General features: G+C 63.6%; 16 protein-coding genes. 8 read left to right on the forward strand and 8 right to left on the reverse strand.

Features of this window, described 5'->3' with window-relative positions; genetic code table 11:
- Positions 1 to 102 precede the first annotated feature (102 nt).
- The 3 genes from E0H22_RS06445 (at position 103) to E0H22_RS06455 (ending at position 3,571) form a co-directional block, all read left to right on the forward strand.
- Positions 103 to 753 (forward strand): hypothetical protein, encoded by a 651-nt coding sequence (locus tag E0H22_RS06445; RefSeq protein WP_233024820.1) that lies wholly within the window; start codon positions 103 to 105, stop codon positions 751 to 753.
- Positions 754 to 1,155: 402 nt separating this feature from the next.
- The gene (locus E0H22_RS06450; protein ID WP_233024821.1) at positions 1,156 to 2,112 is read left to right on the forward strand and encodes a TorF family putative porin; all 957 of its coding nucleotides are present in this window, start codon (positions 1,156 to 1,158) and stop codon (positions 2,110 to 2,112) included.
- 127 nt (positions 2,113 to 2,239) lie between these two features.
- Positions 2,240 to 3,571 (forward strand): chloride channel protein, encoded by a 1,332-nt coding sequence (locus E0H22_RS06455; protein WP_430715221.1) that lies wholly within the window; start codon positions 2,240 to 2,242, stop codon positions 3,569 to 3,571.
- Here E0H22_RS06455 and E0H22_RS06460 read toward each other — a convergent pair.
- Entirely contained in the window at positions 3,568 to 5,310 is a 1,743-nt protein-coding gene (locus E0H22_RS06460) for an ABC transporter ATP-binding protein/permease (protein WP_233024823.1), read from the reverse strand. The genes E0H22_RS06455 and E0H22_RS06460 overlap by 4 nt on opposite strands.
- Before the next feature lie 298 nt (positions 5,311 to 5,608).
- Here E0H22_RS06460 and E0H22_RS06465 point away from each other — a divergent pair, with 298 nt between their 5' ends.
- Both E0H22_RS06465 and E0H22_RS06470 read left to right on the forward strand, forming a co-directional pair.
- Complete coding sequence (locus E0H22_RS06465; RefSeq protein WP_233024824.1) at positions 5,609 to 7,273, forward strand: L-lactate permease; 1,665 nt, start codon at positions 5,609 to 5,611, stop codon at positions 7,271 to 7,273.
- A 231-nt stretch (positions 7,274 to 7,504) separates the two neighbouring features.
- A complete protein-coding gene (locus E0H22_RS06470) occupies positions 7,505 to 7,909 on the forward strand; it encodes an META domain-containing protein (RefSeq protein WP_233024825.1) in 405 nt (134 codons plus the stop codon).
- A 151-nt stretch (positions 7,910 to 8,060) separates the two neighbouring features.
- Here the strand turns inward: E0H22_RS06470 and E0H22_RS06475 are convergent, their stop codons facing one another.
- The 3 genes from E0H22_RS06475 to E0H22_RS06485 form a co-directional block, all read right to left on the reverse strand.
- Positions 8,061 to 9,269 carry a hypothetical protein gene (locus E0H22_RS06475; protein ID WP_233024826.1) on the reverse strand — a complete coding sequence of 403 codons (1,209 nt, stop codon included), beginning with the start codon at positions 9,267 to 9,269 and terminating at the stop codon, positions 8,061 to 8,063.
- A gap of 219 nt (positions 9,270 to 9,488) precedes the next feature.
- A complete protein-coding gene (gene groL / locus E0H22_RS06480; RefSeq protein WP_233024827.1) occupies positions 9,489 to 11,141 on the reverse strand; it encodes a chaperonin GroEL in 1,653 nt (550 codons plus the stop codon).
- Between the two features lie 161 nt (positions 11,142 to 11,302).
- The gene (locus E0H22_RS06485) at positions 11,303 to 11,599 is read right to left on the reverse strand and encodes a co-chaperone GroES (RefSeq protein ID WP_233024828.1); all 297 of its coding nucleotides are present in this window, start codon (positions 11,597 to 11,599) and stop codon (positions 11,303 to 11,305) included.
- Positions 11,600 to 11,968: 369 nt separating this feature from the next.
- Here E0H22_RS06485 and E0H22_RS06490 point away from each other — a divergent pair, with 369 nt between their 5' ends.
- Both E0H22_RS06490 and E0H22_RS06495 read left to right on the forward strand, forming a co-directional pair.
- A complete protein-coding gene (locus tag E0H22_RS06490) occupies positions 11,969 to 12,493 on the forward strand; it encodes a hypothetical protein (RefSeq protein WP_233024829.1) in 525 nt (174 codons plus the stop codon).
- Between the two features lie 76 nt (positions 12,494 to 12,569).
- A complete protein-coding gene (locus E0H22_RS06495; protein WP_233024830.1) occupies positions 12,570 to 13,775 on the forward strand; it encodes an MFS transporter in 1,206 nt (401 codons plus the stop codon).
- Positions 13,776 to 13,833: 58 nt separating this feature from the next.
- Here the strand turns inward: E0H22_RS06495 and E0H22_RS06500 are convergent, their stop codons facing one another.
- Positions 13,834 to 14,610, reverse strand: coding sequence for a protein phosphatase CheZ (locus E0H22_RS06500; RefSeq protein WP_233024831.1), 777 nt, complete (start codon positions 14,608 to 14,610; stop codon positions 13,834 to 13,836).
- Positions 14,611 to 14,902: 292 nt separating this feature from the next.
- Between E0H22_RS06500 and E0H22_RS06505 the strand changes: the two genes are divergently transcribed.
- Positions 14,903 to 15,709 carry a L,D-transpeptidase gene (locus tag E0H22_RS06505; RefSeq protein WP_233024832.1) on the forward strand — a complete coding sequence of 269 codons (807 nt, stop codon included), beginning with the start codon at positions 14,903 to 14,905 and terminating at the stop codon, positions 15,707 to 15,709.
- A 283-nt stretch (positions 15,710 to 15,992) separates the two neighbouring features.
- Here the strand turns inward: E0H22_RS06505 and E0H22_RS06510 are convergent, their stop codons facing one another.
- The 3 genes from E0H22_RS06510 to E0H22_RS06520 all read right to left on the reverse strand — a co-directional run bounded on the left by E0H22_RS06510 (position 15,993) and on the right by E0H22_RS06520 (position 19,012).
- Positions 15,993 to 16,841, reverse strand: coding sequence for a DUF2076 domain-containing protein (locus tag E0H22_RS06510; RefSeq protein ID WP_233024833.1), 849 nt, complete (start codon positions 16,839 to 16,841; stop codon positions 15,993 to 15,995).
- 258 nt (positions 16,842 to 17,099) lie between these two features.
- Positions 17,100 to 17,942 (reverse strand): ChbG/HpnK family deacetylase, encoded by an 843-nt coding sequence (locus E0H22_RS06515; protein WP_233024834.1) that lies wholly within the window; start codon positions 17,940 to 17,942, stop codon positions 17,100 to 17,102.
- Positions 17,939 to 19,012, reverse strand: coding sequence for a glycosyltransferase family 2 protein (locus E0H22_RS06520; protein ID WP_430715222.1), 1,074 nt, complete (start codon positions 19,010 to 19,012; stop codon positions 17,939 to 17,941). The genes E0H22_RS06515 and E0H22_RS06520 overlap by 4 nt, the downstream gene beginning before the upstream one ends.
- Positions 19,013 to 19,125 lie beyond the last annotated feature (113 nt).

Below are 19,125 nucleotides of genomic sequence, written 5' to 3' on the forward strand. Positions count from 1 at the left end.
CGCTCGCAGCCGCTTGCGTCGAAGTGAACCCGTCTATGGCCCCGCCTGGCGCGGAGATTTGAACGCCGTTCCCGGTCGGTCGGCGGCAACAGGAGCACCACGATGGCTAAAGACAAGAAATCGAAGAAGGACAAGAAAGACAAAAAGAAGCTGAAAAAGCTCAAGCAGGCGGAGACGGCTGCGAAGAAGGTAGCCAAGAAGTCGTCCAAGAAGGCTTCGAAGAAGACCGCCAAGAAAGCCGCGAAGAAAGCAGCGCCCAAGAAGGCCTCCTCTAAGAAAGCGGTGAAGAAGGCAGCTAAGAAAGCGCCGAAGAAAACCGTCAAGAAGGCCGCGAAAAAGGCAGCTAAGAAAGCCGTGAAGAAGGCGGCCAAGAAGGCTGCTGCGCCCAAAAAGTCTGTGAAGAAAGCGGCGCCGAAGAAGGCCGCCAAGGCGCCCGCGAAGAAAGCCGCAGCGAAGAAGGCCCCGAAGGCGAAGGTCACCGTCGCGAACGAATTGATGGCGAGCGCTGCGGCGGCACCTGCCGCGATGGAGGCTCCGGCTCCCGCGCCGTTGCCGCCGAAGCCGCCACGCAAGCCGCGTGTGCCGAAGCCGAAGGCCGTCGCCCCCCAACTGCCGCTGTCGGAAGACAGCAGCCCGAGCTGGACGTTGCCGAACCCGTCGCCGGACCCCGAACCGGAGCACGGCCCTGTCGAAGGGCATTCGAGCGGCGGGAGCGCCCCGGTCGAGTCGCCCGGTCAGGACGACTCGAAGTAACATCGGATCTCATGTTGTCGCGACGACGAAAGGCCGTAGCTTTGCTGCGGCCTTTTCTTTGGAGCGATTCGCGGGCGCTCCACGTCGATTCGGACATGTGTGGCTGGATGGTCAGATACCGCAGGCTGGACCTGGACCGGAACTGACTATCCCGGTGGCCCGGTATTCCACAGCGCGCCTCATCCAGGGCTAGAACCCCTCAAAAACCGTGCTGGTTTTGCAACACCTTCGCCGCAACCGCTCACGGAAACGTGCGTTCGCCCAAATAGGCGGCAATTGCCCGTTTTTTCTCCTTCACCGTGTACCTGTCACGCCCCAAAGTTGCGTCGGTCCAAAGATTTTCGCGGTCTCGCCGTCGTTTCGACACGAAGCTGCTTGGTTTCAAAAGTGATGGGGAATGTCATGAAGAAGTTAGTCGTTGCCGCTTCCGCGGTTCTGGCGATGGGGATGACCACGGCTTCGGCAGCTGATCTGGGCGCCAAGTTGTACAAGAAGGCGCCGCCGATCGTGGCTCCCTATGATCCGTGGGATGTCGCCTTCGGTGCGGCGATCACCAACAACTACGTCTTCCGCGGTATCTCGCAGTCGAACCGCAACGCCTCGGTCTCGGCCTATTTCGAGCCGCGCTACAACATCAACAAGGACCTGCAGCTCTATGTCGGCGTGGCCGGCAACAGCATCTCCTTCGCCAACCGCGCTGCCGCTGAAGTCGACGTCTATGCCGGTATCCGCCCGACCTTCGGCGCGGCTGCCTTCGACTTCGGTGTCTGGGGCTATCTGTATCCGGGTGGCCAGTGCATCGACTATCCGCCGGGCTCCGGCTTTGAGGGCGTCTGCCCCGCCGGCTCGAACTTCCTTGCCAACGGCAATGCCATGAAGAAGGACGTGTCCTACTATGAGGCCTACGGCAAGTTCACCTACACCTTCAACGACTACTTCGCCGCCGGCGCTTCGGCCTTCTATTCGCCGAACTTCCTGAACTTCGGCTTCGACTCCACCTATGCGGCGATCAACGCCAAGCTCACCGCTCCGACCGCCTGGTTCGGCAGCAGCGGCGTCGGCGCCTATATCTCGGGTGAATTCGGCCGCCAGTGGCTGGGCACCACCGATGCCTTCTATCTGACCACCCGTCTGCCCGACTACAACACCTGGAACGTCGGTGTCGGCTTCACCTACAAGGTCTTCACCCTCGACCTGCGTTACTCCGACTCCAACCTGTCGCAGGAAGGTTGCAACGCGATCACCAGCGACTTCGGCGCTTCGCTCAACACCAGCGGTGTCGGTGTCTCGAAGTGGTGCGGTGCCTCGTTCATCGCCAAGCTGTCGGCTGACCTGACGGCGGCGACGAACCTGAAGTAAAATTTTCCGACCTTCGGTTGGATACGAACGGGCAGCGAGCGATCGCTGCCCGTTTTGCTTTGCGCAGGTCTGCTCTCCCGGTGCCGGGATTGCTGCGCGGCATGAGACCTGCAACATCCCCGCTGCAATGAAGACCCGCCGCTATCTCTCTCATCTTGGCCTCCGCTCCCGTCTCGCACGCAAGCGCTGGACCCGGCACATGCTGTTTGTGGCCGGCGGGGTCTGTGTCGGTCTCGCTGCTATCGCCATGGCGTGGCTCGCGGATCAGGCGCAGCATCTGTTCGGTCTCATGCTCGGGCGTTCGCCCTATGCGGGCCTGCTGGTGACGCCGCTCGGTTTTGCGCTGTGCATGTGGCTGGCGGTCGCCGTCTTCCCCAACGCCCAGGGGTCCGGCATTCCACAGGTGATTGCGGCGCTGCAGCTGCCGCAGCAGCAGCGCGGTCCGCTGGTCTCCCTGCGCGTCGGTTTCGGCAAGGTCGTCGTGATGTCGCTCGGCCTTCTGTTCGGCGCCTCGACCGGCCGCGAGGGACCGACGGTGCAGGTCGGCGGCGCCGTCATGGCCGCGCTCGGCCGCTTCGCGCCCTATCGCCAGCCCGGCTTCCTGCTCGCGGGGGCGTCTGCCGGCGTCGCCGCCGCGTTCAACACGCCGCTCGCCGGCATCGTCTTTGCCATCGAAGAGCTGAGCCGCTCCTTCGAGATGCGTACCTCCGGCCTCGTCATCGGCGCCATCGTCGCCGCCGGCCTCACCTCGCTGGCGCTGCTGGGCGAATATCATTACTTCGGCACGCCGTCGGCCGTGCTGCCGCTGGGCGCCGCCTGGGTCGTGGTGCCGGTTTGCGCGATCCTGTGCGGCGTGCTCGGCGGCATCTTCAGCCGCATCCTGATCCGTTTTGCGCTCGGGCTGCCCGGCCGGATCGGCACGGCGATCAAGCGGCATCCGGTGGCGTTTGCAGGCGCGTGCGGGTTCGGCGTGGCGCTGTGCGGGCTTGCCAGCGGCATTCATGTCTACGGTACCGGCTATGAGCAGGCGCATGCGATCATTCACGACGGCCCCAATGCCGTCGCGCATGGTTTCGGTGTCTGGAAATATGCCTCCACGCTGCTGTCGGCGATCTCGGGCATTCCCGGTGGCATCTTCGCGCCGTCGCTGGCGATCGGCGCCGGCATCGCCGCGGATCTCGCGCCGCTATTGCCTCCGGTGCCGCTCGATGCGCTCGTGCTGATCGGTATGGTGTCCTATCTCACCGGCGTCGTGCGCGCGCCGATCACCGCCTTCGTCATCACTTCGGAAATGACCAACAATCACGCCATGGTCATTCCGCTGATGGCCGCTGCGCTGATCGCCAACGGCGCGTCGCGGCTGGTGCTGGACGAGGGCCTCTATCACGCCCTCGCCAAAATCACGCTGGCGCGCTTCGCCGCCGAACCGTCCGCGGAAACGACGAAGCCGGCCAGCTAACCAGCGGGCGCCGGTTGCGCTTCCGCCAGCTCGTATCGATCGCCGGATTTCCGCAGGGCCACATTGCGCCGGTGGAAGGCATGCAACGTGCCGCGGTGGCCGATCGACACCACGGTCGTGTCCGGCAGCCGCGTTTCGATCAGCCTGTAGAGCGCCGCTTCCGACGGCTCGTCGAGCGATGCGGTGGCCTCATCGAGGAACAGATAGCCCGGTCGGTGCAGGAGCGCACGGGCGACCCCGAGCCGTTGCTGCTCGCCGAGTGACAACATCCTGTTCCAGTGGGCGTCCTCGTCGAGCCGCTTGGCCAGCGCAGGCATGCCGACGGCGGAGATGGCATTGGCGATGGCTGCATCGTCGAACGTGTCGCTGGCGGCCGGATAGGCGATTGCCTCGCGCAATGTTCCGACCGGAAAATACGGACGCTGCGGCAGCATCATCATCGTCGCGTCCGTAGGAACAGCGATCCGCCCCCGGCCGAACGGCCAGATGCCGGCGATGGCGCGGAACAGCGTGGACTTGCCGGCTCCCGAGGGACCGGTGAGCAGCGTGCGCTCACCCTTCGGCAATTCAACATGCGTTGCCGCCACCAGTGGTCTGCCGCTCGGCAGATCGACCTCCAAATCGCTCAGATTGATCGCATCTGGCGCTCCGGCCGTGATGGCGATGGCGTCGCCCCGCATGGCTATCGCCTGCGCATTGGCGATCGCCCTCTCGAAACCGTCAAGACGTGCAACGCCAGACTGCCATTCTGCCAGCGTGCGATAGGCCGTTACGAAGAAAGACAGTGAGTCTTGCACGCTCTGAAACGCGGTTAATCCCTGCATGATGCCGCCGAGCTCCATCTTGCCGGCGAAGTAAGCTGGCGCGAGCAGGACGAAGGGATAGATCAATGAAATTTGCCCATAGCCATTGGTAAAGGCCGAGAGCTTCTTCGTGCGGCTCATGATGGCGAGCCAGTTCGCTACGACGTCGGAGAATCGTTCTTTCAGCCGTTGGCGTTCGGCCGGCTCGCCGCGCAACAGTGCGATCTGTTCGGAATTTTCGCGCACGCGGACGAGGTTGAAACGGAACGTCGCTTCATATTGCTGCTGCTGGAAGTTCAGCCCGATCAGTGGCTTTCCGATCAGGTGGGTGAGCGCCGTGCCGACGATGGCGTAGATAAGGGCGGCCCAGACCAGATAACCCGGAATCGGAATGTCGCGTCCGAACAGATGCAGCGGCGCGGTCTCCGACATCAGCCACAGCATGGTCGCGAATGAAGCGATGGTGACGATGGAAGACAGCACGCCAACACCGAGTACCAGCGTGCGATCGACGAACAGCTGGGTGTCCTCGGCGATACGCTGATCGGGATTATCAGCGGAATCGCCGAGCAGCTGCATTCGGTAGTGATTGGCCGACGTCAGCCAGTGGCCGAGATAGCGCTCGGTCATCCAGCGTCGCCAGCGGATCTGCAGCCATTGATTGAGATAAAGCTGATAGACTTTGAATGCGATGTTCAGCGTGGCCAATACGGCGAAATAGCCGAGCTGATAGATGAAGGCATCGAAATTGCGATCCTGCAGCGCGTTGTAGAACGTGTTGTTCCAGCGCGCGAAAAGGACATTGAGGCCGACCACCGCGAGTTCGATGGCGATCACCGCCGCGAGCAGTCCGCGCCCCGCCCATTTGTCCTCGGAATTGAAATAGGGGATCGCGATCCGCCGGACGGCCGCGAGGGTGGAGCGGATATTGTTCACAGCAGATCTCCGGGAGAACGGCATCAAGCCGTTGAAGACACGAGGGAAACCGATCTTTTAGACTAAAGTCGCTGACATGATGACGCGCGGCACCTTGTCGCGAAACTGTGATTGACCCTAGCATGCAGGGAAGGCGATGGCCGGCGCGTAGCCATGGGGGCTTCCAGTCAGTGATCATGGTTGGTGGATCGGCTTTGGCTGATCGCCGGCCCCCTCGCAAGTAAACAATCAGCAAGATGCCGCTTCCTGCCGGCGGCTGCATAACACGCTGCTCGTAAAAACACTGGGGGAACGGACCATGTGGAATCAGGTCTACAATCCATTCGACAATGCGACCCTCTCGACGCTGGTCGCCGCCATTCCGGTGGTGATTCTGCTGGTGCTGATCGCTACCAATAAAGTGAAGGCGCATATCGCCGCCGTCATCGCGCTGGTGCTCGCCAACCTCGTCGCGATCTATGCCTTCACCATGCCGGCCAATATGTCGATCCGCGCATCGGTGCTCGGCGTCGTCACCGGCTTCTTCCCGATCGGCTGGATCGTCCTCAACGTCATCTTCATGTATCGGCTCACGGTCGATAGCGGTCGCTTCGAGATTTTGCAGCGTGCCATCGGCGGCGTCACCAACGACCGCCGCCTGCAGATCCTGCTGATCGCCTTCTCCTTCGGCGCATTCTTCGAGGGCGCTTCCGGCTTCGGCACGCCGGTCGCCGTCACTGGCGCCGTGCTGATCGGCCTCGGCTTCTCGCCGCTCGCCGCCTCCGGCCTGTCGCTGATCGCCAATACCGCGCCGGTGGCTTACGGCGCGCTCGGCACGCCGATCCAGGGGCTCGCCACCGTCACCGGCTTCGATCCCTTCATCCTCGGCGCCATGGTCGGCCGTCAGTTGCCGGTGTTCTCACTGATCGTGCCGTTCTGGGTGGTGTGGGCCTTCGCCGGCTGGAAGGGTATGAAGGAAGTCTGGCCGGCAATCCTGATCACCGGTGTCTCCTTCGCGGTGCCGCAATTCGTGATCTCCAACTACATCAATCCATGGATCGTCGATATCGGCGCCTCGCTGATCTCCATGGGCGTGCTGATCCTGTTCCTCAAGGTCTGGCAGCCGAAGACGATCTGGACCTCCGCCAAGCTGCGCGTGCGCGACGACTCGGCCGCCACGGCGCCGCCTGCCAAACCGCTCGACACCACGTCGCTCACCTCGGCCCAGGTGTGGAGCGCGCTAACGCCGTGGATCATCCTCTGCATCATCCTGCTGATCTGGGGCACCAACTGGTTCAAGGGAATCGTCAATCCGATTTTCTCCTGGAACTATCCGGTGCCCGAGCTGCACAACATGATCAACAAGGTGCCGCCGGTGGCCGCGAAGCCGACCCCCGAAGGCGCGGTGTTCGCCTTCACCTATGTGTCCTATACCGGCACCGGCATGCTGCTGGCGGCGATCATTTCCGGCTTCATCATGGGCTTCTCGCCGCTGAAGATGATCGCGGAATATGGCCGCACCATCAGGATCTGCGCCTATTCGCTGATCACCATTTCGGCGATGCTCGCCATCGGCACGCTGACGCGCCTGTCCGGCGTTGACGCCACCCTCGGTCTCGCTTTCGCCGCCACGGGCGTGCTGTATCCGTTCTTCGGCACATTGCTCGGCTGGCTCGGTGTCGCGCTGACGGGATCGGATACGGCATCGAACGTGCTGTTCGGCAACCTGCAGAAGATCACCTCCGAACAGCTTGGTCTGTCGCCGATCCTGATGAGCGCAGCGAACTCATCCGGCGGCGTGATGGGCAAGATGATCGACGCGCAGTCCATCGTGGTGGCATCCACCGCCACCAATTGGTTCGGGCATGAGGGCTCGATCCTGCGCTTCGTGTTCTGGCACTCCATCGTGCTGGCCTGCATGGTCGGCGCCTTCGTGATGCTGCAGGCCTACGTCTATCCGTTCACGCTGATGGTGCTGAAGTAGGTTGTCGTCATTGCGAGGAGCGATAGCGACGAAGCTCCAGTCTTTCTTCACTTGGCTTCTGGATTGCTTCGCTGCGCTCGCAATGACGAATAAGGTCACACCCCGTCGTCGCAAGGCGACGGGGAATTTCTCCGCCCCGCCACATTGTGTCCCGACCTTTCTGGTCAAGTCCCTCCGCCGCGCGTAGAACCGCGCGAGCGCTGCCGACCCTTTCCACCACCGGGACATCAGATGATTTCCAATACGACACTGCTGCGCGCCGCTTTGGCCGCTGCCGCGCTCCTGTTCTCGCTGCCGGCGCAGGGCGCCGACGATTTTCCGTTCGGTCTCGAAATGACCCTCGACGCGCAGCGTATGCCGGGTTCGAAGCGCCTCCCCAATCTCGAGATCGGCGATGCCGGTGAGGCGATGGTGGAGCTGTGGTGCAAGGGCGGCAAGGGGCAGTTCTCGGTCGCTGGCAATACGGTGGTATTCGTGCCGGGCGCGATGGCGAACCGCAGTTGCAGCGAGGCGCAAGTGGTGCTGGACGATCAGCTGCTGGCGGATCTGGGCGCGGCCACCAACTGGCAGCGGCGCGGCGATGTGGTGACCTTCATCGGCCCGAAGACGCTGCGGTTTCGGTTGAATACGAATTAAGGTCCGCATGCCCTGTCATCGCCCGGCTCGACCGGGCGATCCAGTAGGCACTGTCAGTTGTGTTAGGTCAGATCGGTCGCCGTATACTGGATCACCCGCTCGAAGCGCGCAATTGCGCGCCAGGGGGGGTGATGACAGGCGAGAGTGAAATTCACTTCCACCCCGTCTTCTCCGTATCCCAGCGCTGCGCCTTGAATTCCGCAGCCACGGCCGCCACCGCGCCGTTATCGTCGCGCGGGTCGCTCTCCTCATCCGTGGCCGGCGCTTCCGCCAGCGCCAGCTTCGCGCCCGATGCCTCGTCCACCGTGGTTACCGATGGCGTCGAGATCCACAGGATCATCTTGTCGGTCGCGCCGGGTTTGTCCGGCGACGCCACGGCACTCACCTCGACATTCTCCGTCAGCTCGAGTGCCGGCATCACCTGGCTCGGTCGCCTGAAGCTCAGCTTCAGCTTGCCGGTTTCCTCGTCCCATGACGTTGCGGACGGCTTCGCGCCCATGGTCTTGGCGAGGACGGCAGAAAGGGTGCTCGCCAGCCTGTTGCGGTCGATCTTGTCGCCGCTCTTCCAGGGGGCTGCATCGAAGCGCACAGTGCGCTCCATGTCGATCGCTCCCGCCGTCCAGCCGGCATTGACGACACCGGGATAGGTCTTCGCCTTGGCGACGAACTCCGCGGCGCGTTCCGGATCGACCGAGAGATTGATCACCTGCTCGCCCGCGCGCAGCGCGTCGCAGCTCACCGAGAGGCTGGAGAGCGATACTTCCACGCTCTGACCACGCAGCGAGCGCACGAAGTCGAGCGCCGCCTCCAGCTTGATCTTCACCGCGACGGATTCCGGGGAGACTTCCGTAAAATCCTGCGGCGCAGATGCGATGCTCTCCTCGTTCGCCTGGTTTTCCTGAAACTCTTTCTCGCTCTGGTCGGCGTTGTCCGCTGATGTCAGGCTGGTGGTGGTCTGGCCGATGGTGACCTGTCCCTTGAACTCGAACGTGTCGCCGGTCGGCCGGCGGTTGATCTTCACCGTCACCGGCAATTTGTCGATCTGCGTCTGCGTCGCGCCCGACAGGGTCCCGCCGTTCACCGTGAGATTGGCGACGAAGCGGTCCTTGCGATCGGTGGCCTTGTCGGCGGGATAGCAGACGTCCAGCGTTGCCGCCGTCACGGTCTTGCCCTGCCGTGTCTCCTTCAGGATCACGTCGGCATTGCCATCCATCAATCCGTCGATGGAAGTGAAGTAGCGCACTTCGGAGCCAATCACCTGGTTCTTCGGTGCCGCCTTCATCTGTGCTGCAGCAAGGTTGATGGTTGCGAGGGATGCCGTTGCAGCGAGGCCGAGCAGGCCGAATTGAAGCGCGCGCATGGAAAAGCCTTTGGACGTGTCTGAAATATCGACGCGGGTGACGATTCTGGTCGCGTCAGATTATCCGCGGATTGAATCAGAACTATGCCGGGCGGGGAAGGCCTTGGGGTGAAGCTCTTCTTCACTCTCCTCTCCCCCACTCCACCGGGGAGAGGTGAAAAAGAAGGCCGCCCGGAGGCGGCCTTCGATGTCGTGAGTGATGGTGCGAAAGCGCCGGGCTTAGAAGCCCATGCCGCCCATACCGCCCATGCCACCCATTCCGCCGCCGCCCGGCATCGCCGGGGCGGCTTCCTTCGGCAGCTCGGCGACCATGGCTTCGGTGGTCACCAGCAGGCCGGCCACCGAGGCGGCATCCTGCAGTGCGGTGCGCACGACCTTGGCGGGGTCGATGATGCCCTTGGCGACGAGGTCGACATAGACTTCGTTCTGGGCGTCGAAGCCGAAGGTCTCCGACTTCTCGTCGAGGATCTTGCCGACGACGATCGAGCCTTCGACACCGGCGTTCTCGGCGATCTGGCGCAATGGTGCTTCCAGCGCCTTCAGCACGATGTTGATGCCGGCCTGCACATCCGCATTGGCGTTGGTGATCTTGCCAACGGCCTTCTTGGCGCGGAGCAGGGCGGTGCCGCCGCCGGGGACGATGCCTTCCTGAACTGCCGCACGGGTGGCGTTCAGCGCGTCATCCACGCGGTCCTTCTTTTCCTTCACCTCGACCTCGGTCGCGCCGCCGACCTTGATGACGGCCACGCCGCCGGCCAGCTTGGCCAGACGCTCCTGCAGCTTCTCGCGGTCGTAGTCCGAGGTGGTTTCCTCGATCTGCGCCTTGATCTGGCCGACGCGGGCCTCGATGGCCGGCTTCTTGCCAGCGCCGCCCACGACGGTGGTGTTTTCCTTGTCGATCACCACCTTCTTGGCGCGGCCGAGCATCGCCAGCGTGACGCTTTCCAGCTTCATGCCGAGATCTTCCGACACCAGCTGGCCGCCGGTCAGGATCGCGATGTCTTCCAGCATGGCCTTGCGGCGATCGCCGAAGCCCGGCGCCTTGACGGCCGCAACCTTGAGGCCGCCGCGCAGGCGGTTGACGACGAGGGTGGCGAGGGCTTCGCCTTCCACGTCTTCCGAGATGATCAGCAGCGGCTTGGTCGACTGCACCACGGCTTCCAGCACCGGGAGCATCGCCTGCAGGCTGGAGATCTTCTTCTCGACGAGCAGGATGTACGCGTCATCCAGCTCGGCGGTCATCTTCTCGGCATTGGTCACGAAGTAGGGCGACAGATAGCCGCGATCGAACTTCATGCCCTCGACGATGTCGACTTCGGTCTCGAGCGACTTGTTCTCTTCGACAGTGATGACGCCTTCATTGCCGACCTTCTGCATCGCCTGGGCGATCATCTTGCCGATGGCGGCATCGCCATTGGCCGAGATGGTGCCGACCTGGGCGACTTCGGCGGACGAGGCGACCGGCTTCGCGCGCTTCTCGATGTCCTTGATGACGGCGGCGACGGCGATGTCGATGCCACGCTTGAGGTCCATCGGGTTCATGCCGGCGGCAACCGACTTGGCGCCTTCACGGACGATCGCCTGGGCGAGCACGGTGGAGGTGGTGGTGCCGTCGCCGGCATTGTCGTTGGTCTTCGAGGCGACTTCGCGCAGCATCTGTGCGCCCATGTTCTCGAACTTGTCCTCGAGCTCGATCTCCTTGGCGACGGTGACGCCGTCCTTGGTGATGCGCGGGGCGCCGAACGATTTCTCGATCACGACGTTGCGGCCCTTCGGACCGAGCGTGACCTTGACGGCGTTGGCGAGGATGTCGACGCCGCGCAGCATGCGGTCGCGTGCGTCGCCGGCGAATTTAACGTCTTTGGCTGCCATGTGATGGTGCTCCTGGGTATGAACCCTCACCCTGAGGAGCGGGCACTTGCCCGCGTCTCGAAGGGTGAGCTGATGGGGAATTGTCTGTGGTCCATCCTTCGAGACGGCGGCTGTGCCGCCTCCTCAGGGTGAGGACCGAGTTTGGGGGGAGAGTATGTGGGTTAGCCCACCACGCCCATGATGTCCGACTCCTTCATGATGAGGAGTTCTTCGCCGTCGAGCTTGATCTCGGTGCCCGACCACTTGCCGAACAGCACCTTGTCGCCGACCTTGATGTCGATCGGGATCAGCTTGCCGGCTTCGTCGCGGCCGCCCGGTCCCACGGCAATCACTTCGCCCTCGGAGGGCTTTTCCTTGGCGCTGTCGGGGATGATGATGCCGCCCTTGGTCTTTTCGTCGGCGGTGATGCGCTTGACGACGATGCGGTCGTGCAGCGGACGGAACTTGGTCTTGGCCATAGGGAAATCCTCGGGTTGGTTGTAGAATGCACGGCCTCGGCGAGGGCGATGGCGCGTCCGGCACGGTGGGTGCCGGGCTTAGCAATCTCTCGCCGAGAGTGCTAATCGGGCGGCTCGGGGATATGGCCGAACGCCGGATGAGTCAAGCAAGGCCGCATTGGCGCCATGCCGTAACCCTCGGAGGCGATAAAGAGGGTTAAGGCCTTGGTGAGGCCAATATGGGATGGTCTGGAAACCATGTTGGCGTAACGCCATCATGACACCGGGGTCTCCGGGATCCTGCGGTCATGACAGGGGCCGTTGCTTCGACAGGTTTTTTACGCTTCGCTGCTTGGGACGGGCAGTCGGGGATGTTGCTCAGGGGATGATATGATCAAGTCACGCTACGCCCGCCCGGTCGCCAATCTGGCGATCGTCTCTGCCACGGCCTTGCTGCTCGGGGCGTGTTCGACGGGCGGTTTCAGCGGTTTCAGCTTCGGCAATTCCGAACCGCCGCCGCCGGCCGAACCGCCGCCGGCGCCAGAAATGCCGGCCTCCATCCGTTCGGAAGAGATCGTCGGCCGCTGGGGCCTCGCCTCCTACATGAATCCGGCCGACCGCGTCCGCACCGAGAATGCCGCCCGCGGCCAGTGCAAGAACCCTTACATCATCGGCGCCGGCCCGACCGGAGGCGTCATGATGCATCTCGCCGACGAGGCGACCCCGCAGGAGCTGCGCCTCAAGGGCTCGCCGAGCGGCAAGAATTATATCGGCCCGCCCGGCCCCGCCGGCAATCCGCAGGACCGCGAGATCGTCTCCTTCGATGGCCGGATTCTGGTGACCAAGTTCATCGACAAGGATGCCGCCGTTCGTTACGGTAACATGGTCTATGTCCGCTGCGCGCCAAGGGCGTAAGTTCTTCTGAAAGATCGGCGGCTTTCCCCTTCTCCCTCCCCCGCAAGAGCGGGAGAGGGAACACCGCTGGTGAAGCATGACCGCATGGCGCGACCTCGTTTTCGGACCGGGCCGCGCCGTTGTCGTTCTGGCGCTCACGCAGATCCTCACTTGGGGAATCCTGATCTACCCACCCGTACTGACTATGCCGCTTCTGACTGCGGCCCATGGCTGGTCGCTGGCGTTCGGTATGGCCGGCTTCACCCTTGGCCTCGTCACGTCGGGCCTGCTGTCGCCTTATGTGGGCGGCCTGATCGATCGTCACGGCGGCAATGTGGTGATGGCCTCCGGCGCGCTTGCCGGCGCGCTCGGCCTCGCCCTGATGCCCGTCGCCATGCATCCCGTCGCCTATTTCGCCTGCTGGCTGCTGCTCGGCACGGCGATGGCCACCAATCTCTATGACCCCGCCTTCGCCACGCTGACCCGTATCTTCGGCGCCAATGCGCGCCGGCAGATCACTTTCGTCACCTTTGCCGGCGGTTTTGCCTCCACCGTCGGCTGGCCGGCGACGCATCTGTTGCTCGCCAAACTCGGCTGGCAGGGGACGTATCTGACCTTCGCCGCGGTATTCGCCTTCGTCGTCGCCCCGCTGCACGCGTTCGCACTGCCGCGTCATGTTGCGGACATGCCGGTTTCGGTCCCGCAGACCGCCGCCGCGCCGGCGCAAGCCTTCCTGCCGCCGGCTGGAGCGGCATTCCTGCTGCTCGCCACCGCTTTCGCTCTCTACAGTTTCATTCTGTCCGGCGTCACCTCGAACCTGCTCGCGCTGCTCGATCGTGGTGGCCTTGGCGCCGCCGAGGCGGTGGCGGTCGGCGCCATGTTCGGCCCCGCCCAGGTCGCCTCGCGCCTTGCCGATTTTGTCCTGGCGAAGCGCACGCATCCGTTGTGGATCGCCCGCGGCGCCGTGGTGCTGGTAGCGTCGGCTTTCGCGCTGCTGGCGCTGCTCGGCGTGTCATTCCCGGTGGCGGCGCTGTTCGCCATCGGTTTCGGCGCCGCCAATGGCGTGATGACCATCGCCCGCGGCGCGCTGCCGCTGCTGATGTTCGGCCCCGTCGGCTATGGACGTGTCATCGGCCGCATCGCGCGTCCCGCGCAATTCGTGCAGGCCTTCGCGCCCTTCGTCGTCGCCTCGGCGGTGCAGACGCTGCCGGATCGCGGCGTGCTCGTTCTCGGCGCGGTAGCGGCGCTGGTCGTGCTCGGATGCTTCCTCGGAATCAAAACGCCGGGCGATGCCCGGCGTTGAACGTCGATTTCGATCGTAGGGCGGATGAGCGAAGCGTCATCCGTCCTGCGTCTGCGCTTCAGTTGAACAGCGCGTCGATATCGTCTTGCGAGGCGTGGCCGTCGTCGCCGTCGAGCTTCGGGCCGTTGAGCAGCTTCTCGTCATCGCTGCGATTGTCGATCTTGGCCGGCGCATGCGCCTTGATCTCGTCGACGCCGCCCCAGATGTCCATCATCGCGATGATGCGATTTTCGATGAACTTCATGGTGTTCATCACCTTGCTGATGCGCTGGCCGGTGAGGTCCTGGAAGTTGCAGGCCTCGAAGATCGAGACGACATTGTCGCTGATCTCTTCCAGCAATTGCCGCTGCTGTTCGGGAGAGCCGACCTTGCCGGCGGCAGCCGCCGCGTTGTCGATGGCTTCGGCCGCAGCGAGAATCTGCTGGGTGGCTTCCTCGGTGCCCCCGACGACCGCACCGAGTTCGCCATTGACCTTGGCCATCTCTTCGCCGTCGAAGCTCTTGCCGTGCAACACGGCGATTTCCTGCTTGGTGCGGGTGATGGCGTCGTGGATGAGGTCGAGTTCGATCTTCAGCTTTTCGCACTGCTCGATCTGCGCGCGATAGGTGGCGAGCAGGGCTTGTGCTTCCTCGATCTGCTTCTGCGCGGCAGCGCCGACTTCGTCCGTCACGGCATTGTATCCCGATGCGGGCGCCGCCATCTGTGCGCGGATGGCGCGCAGTTCGGCCATGATCTCGCGATGCATCGGCATCGACTCGCCACCATCGCTCTCGGTAGCGGAAGCAGGCGTGCCGAATACTTCTTCAATGCGAAATCGTTTGCGACGAACAGACATTGTGCCCCCCAACTCAACAAATATCCGGAGTGTCTTATACCAGCGAGTTTTAACGCGGGGTTCACGCGGAACATGTGCTTGTGTAGTTCGACGCATTTGACGCGAACAGGTGATTAACCATGGCTGTCCGGCGTTCATGCAAAAGTAACGCTAAGGATGAGAACCGCTGACATCGATGACGTGGTGAATCGAAACGGTGTTTTCGTTTACCAAAGCGAGGCGATTTTAACCTTAACTCGATGCCTGACAGCGCTCGCCTGAAGCGCGCGACGAAACAGTAAAGAGTACGTCGATGTTCAGAAAGCTCACCTGTGCGCTCCTTGCGAGTGCATCCTTTGTCGTTGTGAATGCAGTCCCTGCGGCGGCGATCGACGCCGTCACGCCTTACGCCCAGCCCGAAGTCATCTATGCCGCGCCGGTGCAGCGTCCGGCGCCGCAGCGCGTCGCCAGCCAGCGTGGCAATCTGGGCGGCGGCTTCATCGAGTTCCTGTTCAGCGACGGCGCCCATGGTTCGGACTATGGACCGAGCTATCGGAGCGCGCCGGATGCGCAGTATTCCTATGAGCCGCGCCGCCGCATGCTGCCGCCGATGGAGCCGGACCAGCGTGTGATGTATCAGCGCGAGGAGTCCATTGATCCGGCGCGTCCGGCGATGGACCCGAAATATCTGCCGCAGACCGTCGCCTATGACGGCAGGGAAGGCGCGGGCACCATCGTCGTCGACACGGCGAACAAGTTTCTCTATCTGGTGCAGGATGGCGGCAAGGCGATGCGTTACGGCATCGGCGTCGGCCGTCCCGGCTTCACCTGGCAGGGCGTGAAGACGATCACGGCGAAGAAGGAGTGGCCGTCGTGGACTCCGCCGAAGGAGATGCTGGCGCGGCGTCCCGATCTGCCGCGCTACATGGAAGGCGGTCCGGAAAATCCGCTCGGCGCGCGTGCCATGTATCTGGGCTCGTCGCTCTATCGCATTCACGGTTCGAACGAGCCCTGGACCATCGGTACGAATGTGTCGTCGGGCTGCTTCCGCATGCGCAATGAAGATGTGATCGATCTGTACGGCCGCGTGAATGTCGGCGCCAAGGTCGTGGTGATTTAAAGCGCCGTGCCATTCTTAACCTCTCCCCGTTCTTGACGGGGAGAGGTCGTCCGGCGTAGCGCAGCGAAGCCGGGCGGGTGAGGGGCATGGCACGCGTATGCAGCATACGCGCGCCATCGGATGGCTCCGATACGTTGCTCAATCCCTCAGAAGTTCTTCGATTCGATGGTTGTGAGTCCGGCGTTGGCCTTGTGCCATGCCCCTCACCCGATCTGGCTGCGCTTCGCTTCGCCAAATCGACCTCTCCCCGCGCAAGATGCGGGGAGAGGTTAAGGCAGCCGCCTTACGCGTAATCGCTGTCGTCCGAATCCATGTCCATGGCGTCGTAATCGCCATCGTCCTGATCCTGGTCCTGATCCTGGTCGTAATCGGCTTGGCGCTGGTCGCGGTCATATTGCGCCTGATCGAAATTGCCGGAGCCCTGCCGGTTCGATCCGATGTCGTTGACGCCTGCCTGATCCGCGAGGTTTCCGCCGGACGATCCGGAGTCGCTCCCCCACGGACTTCTGCCGCCGGCATTGGCGGCGTCGCTCAGGCCCTGTTGATGGCTGCCGCCCATCATGCCGCGGATGCTGTTGAGCAGCAGCGAGCCGCCGACCACGCCGGCCGCCGCCGCAGCAGCTGTGCCGAGGAACGAGCCGCCGCCACCGCCGGCCTGCGGCTGTGACTGTCCGAATGGCTGCTGGCCCATCGGCGGCTGGCCGTAGCCGCCTTGCTGGCCGTAACCGCCCTGACCATAGCCGCCCTGCGGCTGACCGCCGAGCACCTGACCGGTATTCCACGAGGGCCGGGCCGGCTCGGCCGGGCGCACGCTCGGCACGGAGCCGCGCGGGGCAGCGCCGCCTTGCGGCTGGCCGCCTCCGAACAGCGCATCGCGCATGGAATCGAGAAAACCGCCCTGCGGCGCCGGTTCCGGCGCGCCGCCGCGCTCCAGTTCCTGAATGCGGTCATGGGCGCGCTTCAACGCCTCGTCCTGCAGCAACACCGTCTGCACCAGTGCGTAGACGGCATTCGGCGCCTTGCGCTGGCCCTGCGCGATGGCGTCCAGCGCATCGGGGTCACGCGGCCCGCCTTCGACCTTGCTGAGCCGGTCAAAGAGATCGTCAACCAGTTGGCGTTCTTGCGGTGTCATGGCGTCCTCGTTGTCTTGGCGCACCCTTGGAGTGCACGCAGCATGTAATGACGCTTTGTGTCGGCAATAGTGCCCGGCGGATTAAATTTAGTTATGCGACCTTTCACCTCTCCCCGCTTGCGGGGAGAGGTCGCTGCTCACATGCGGAGCATGTGGGCGGCGGGTGAGGGGGGCCTCCACGCACGCCGCAGCGTGTGGAGAGCCCCCTCATCCGTCGTCGCGTTGCGACGCCACCTTCTCCCCGCAAGCGGGGAGAAGTCAAAAGAGCGTCACCTTCTTCTCGTCCAGCAACCGCACGAAATCATCGCTCGCCAGATACGCATATTCCCGCTCGCGCTGGTCGGTGAACGGGTCGAGATCGACCAGCACATCGTCCACATAACCGGGATGACACATCACGAGGCCGCCATCGGGCAGGCCGTCGAGAAACCGCGCCATCAGCGCACCGAAATCCGGGGCTTTCGCGAAATCATAGGCGCCGGCAAAGCCCGGATTGTACGCCACGCCGAGCCGTGCCGCCCGCTTGCGAAACGTCGCGCTCAGCGTATCCAGCAACAGCGCCTTCGGCGCATCAAGCCGCTGCGACAGCGGATGCACGCGCCCGGACTGGCGCACCCAGGCGCCGGGCGCTCCGGCTGTCACGGCGCGCAGGAATGGATCGCGCACCTGCGGAAAAGTCTGCACATGCTGATGGCCGTCCACATAAGCGGGTGGCGCTCCAAACAGCGTGACGAATTTGGCGATCTGCGCTGCGACTTCACCCTGGATCATTTCGGGATCGAGCCGGCGCAACGCGCCTGCCCGCAGCATCTTGCCCAGCGGCAGGAAGAGGCCGTCCAGCAGCGGACGATAATGCATGGTCAGCGGATGAAACGGCGACGTCAGCGTCACATGCAGGCCGATGGCGCAGTCGCGGTTCATGGCGACGACGCCCTGCAACGCACTCACGTCGTCGCGGCCGATGGCGGGGCCGACAACCATCACCGATGTCGCATTCAGCCGCTTGCGCGCGATCAGTTCGCGGATGCCGCGATTGACGCCAGGGCTCATGCCGTAGTCGTCGGCGCAGAGCGTGATTTTTCGCGGCATGCCGCCGCTCATTCCGCTGCAGTCCGACCAGGCGCGGCATTAGCCGCGCCGCCGGGTGCGAGCGTAGCCGCAGCTTCAGGCGCCGATGGCTTCACGCTGTGTTCGGCGATGAAATAGACCGGCCGCCCTTTCAGTTCGGACAGGATCTTGCCGATATACTCGCCGAGCACGCCGATCATGATCAGCTGCACGCCGCCGATGGTCATCACGCCGACGATGATCGAGGGATAGCCGGGCACGGATTTGCCGTCGACCATCGTCTCCCACAGGATCGAGATGCCGAACAGGAAGGCCGCGCCGGCAAACAGCACGCCGAACATGCTGGCGAGTCGCAGCGGCGCCACCGAGAACGAGGTGAGGCCTTCGATCGACAGGCCGATCAGTGCTTTCGGGTTGAACGACGACACGCCATGGGCGCGGGGCTGCGGCTCGTAATCGACGCGGAGCTGGCGGAAGCCGATCCAGGTGGCGAGGCCCTTGAAGAAGCGGTTGCGCTCGGGAAGCTGCCGGAGTGCTGCGGCGGCGCGCGGGGAGAGCAGGCGGAAGTCGCCGGCATCTTCCGGGATTTTCGTGCGCGCGCCCCAATTGATCAGCGCATAGAAACCGCGCACGGCCGTGCGGAGCAGGAAGCTTTCATTGTCGCGATGCGCCTTGGCCGTGAAAACCACGTCATAGCCATCGACGATCCAGTGATGCACCAGTTTCTCGACGAATGCCGGCGGGTGCTGGCCGTCGCCATCCATGAACAGCACGGCGCCTTTCTTGACGTGATCGAGACCGGCCATCAGCGCGGCTTCCTTGCCGAAATTGCGCGATAGCGAGATTACCTGCACGTCGATGTCGTCGGGCGGCAGCGTCTGTGCGATCTTCAGCGTGTCGTCGCGGCTGCCGTCATCGACATAGACGACCTCGCAGGCAAGGCCGTAGCGCGCCTTCAATGTGCGGGCGAGGCTGACGAGCTTGTCGTGCAGCGCGGCGAGGCCGGGCGCTTCATTGTAGCAGGGCACGACCAGCGAGAGGCCCTGCGCAGCCGCAGTGCGCGCGTCGGTGGTGAGGTCGGAAACGTCACTGCCCAGCATCATCGAGAAGGAATCCAATTAATCGAGTAGGCCGCTATTTGGTTCGCCGCCGTCAACTCCACCTGTCATCCCCGCGAAAGCGGGGATCCAGTAAACACTTACGGCAGTGATAAACC

This window comes from Rhodopseudomonas boonkerdii (genome assembly GCF_021184025.1).
Classification (GTDB): Bacteria; Pseudomonadota; Alphaproteobacteria; order Rhizobiales; family Xanthobacteraceae; genus Tardiphaga; species Tardiphaga boonkerdii.

Bases quoted from the DNA above. Each gene is read 5' to 3' on its own strand.
- E0H22_RS06445 (WP_233024820.1), top strand. From the start codon at position 103: ATGGCTAAAGACAAGAAATCGAAGAAGGACAAGAAAGACAAAAAGAAG.
- E0H22_RS06450 (WP_233024821.1), top strand. From the start codon at position 1,156: ATGAAGAAGTTAGTCGTTGCCGCTTCCGCGGTTCTGGCGATGGGGATG.
- E0H22_RS06455 (WP_430715221.1), top strand. From the start codon at position 2,240: ATGAAGACCCGCCGCTATCTCTCTCATCTTGGCCTCCGCTCCCGTCTC.
- E0H22_RS06465 (WP_233024824.1), top strand. From the start codon at position 5,609: ATGTGGAATCAGGTCTACAATCCATTCGACAATGCGACCCTCTCGACG.
- E0H22_RS06470 (WP_233024825.1), top strand. From the start codon at position 7,505: ATGATTTCCAATACGACACTGCTGCGCGCCGCTTTGGCCGCTGCCGCG.
- E0H22_RS06475 (WP_233024826.1), bottom strand. From the start codon at position 9,269: ATGCGCGCGCTTCAATTCGGCCTGCTCGGCCTCGCTGCAACGGCATCC.
- groL (WP_233024827.1), bottom strand. From the start codon at position 11,141: ATGGCAGCCAAAGACGTTAAATTCGCCGGCGACGCACGCGACCGCATG.
- E0H22_RS06485 (WP_233024828.1), bottom strand. From the start codon at position 11,599: ATGGCCAAGACCAAGTTCCGTCCGCTGCACGACCGCATCGTCGTCAAG.
- E0H22_RS06490 (WP_233024829.1), top strand. From the start codon at position 11,969: ATGATCAAGTCACGCTACGCCCGCCCGGTCGCCAATCTGGCGATCGTC.
- E0H22_RS06495 (WP_233024830.1), top strand. From the start codon at position 12,570: ATGACCGCATGGCGCGACCTCGTTTTCGGACCGGGCCGCGCCGTTGTC.
- E0H22_RS06500 (WP_233024831.1), bottom strand. From the start codon at position 14,610: ATGTCTGTTCGTCGCAAACGATTTCGCATTGAAGAAGTATTCGGCACG.
- E0H22_RS06505 (WP_233024832.1), top strand. From the start codon at position 14,903: ATGTTCAGAAAGCTCACCTGTGCGCTCCTTGCGAGTGCATCCTTTGTC.
- E0H22_RS06510 (WP_233024833.1), bottom strand. From the start codon at position 16,841: ATGACACCGCAAGAACGCCAACTGGTTGACGATCTCTTTGACCGGCTC.
- E0H22_RS06515 (WP_233024834.1), bottom strand. From the start codon at position 17,942: ATGAGCGGCGGCATGCCGCGAAAAATCACGCTCTGCGCCGACGACTAC.
- E0H22_RS06520 (WP_430715222.1), bottom strand. From the start codon at position 19,012: ATGATGCTGGGCAGTGACGTTTCCGACCTCACCACCGACGCGCGCACT.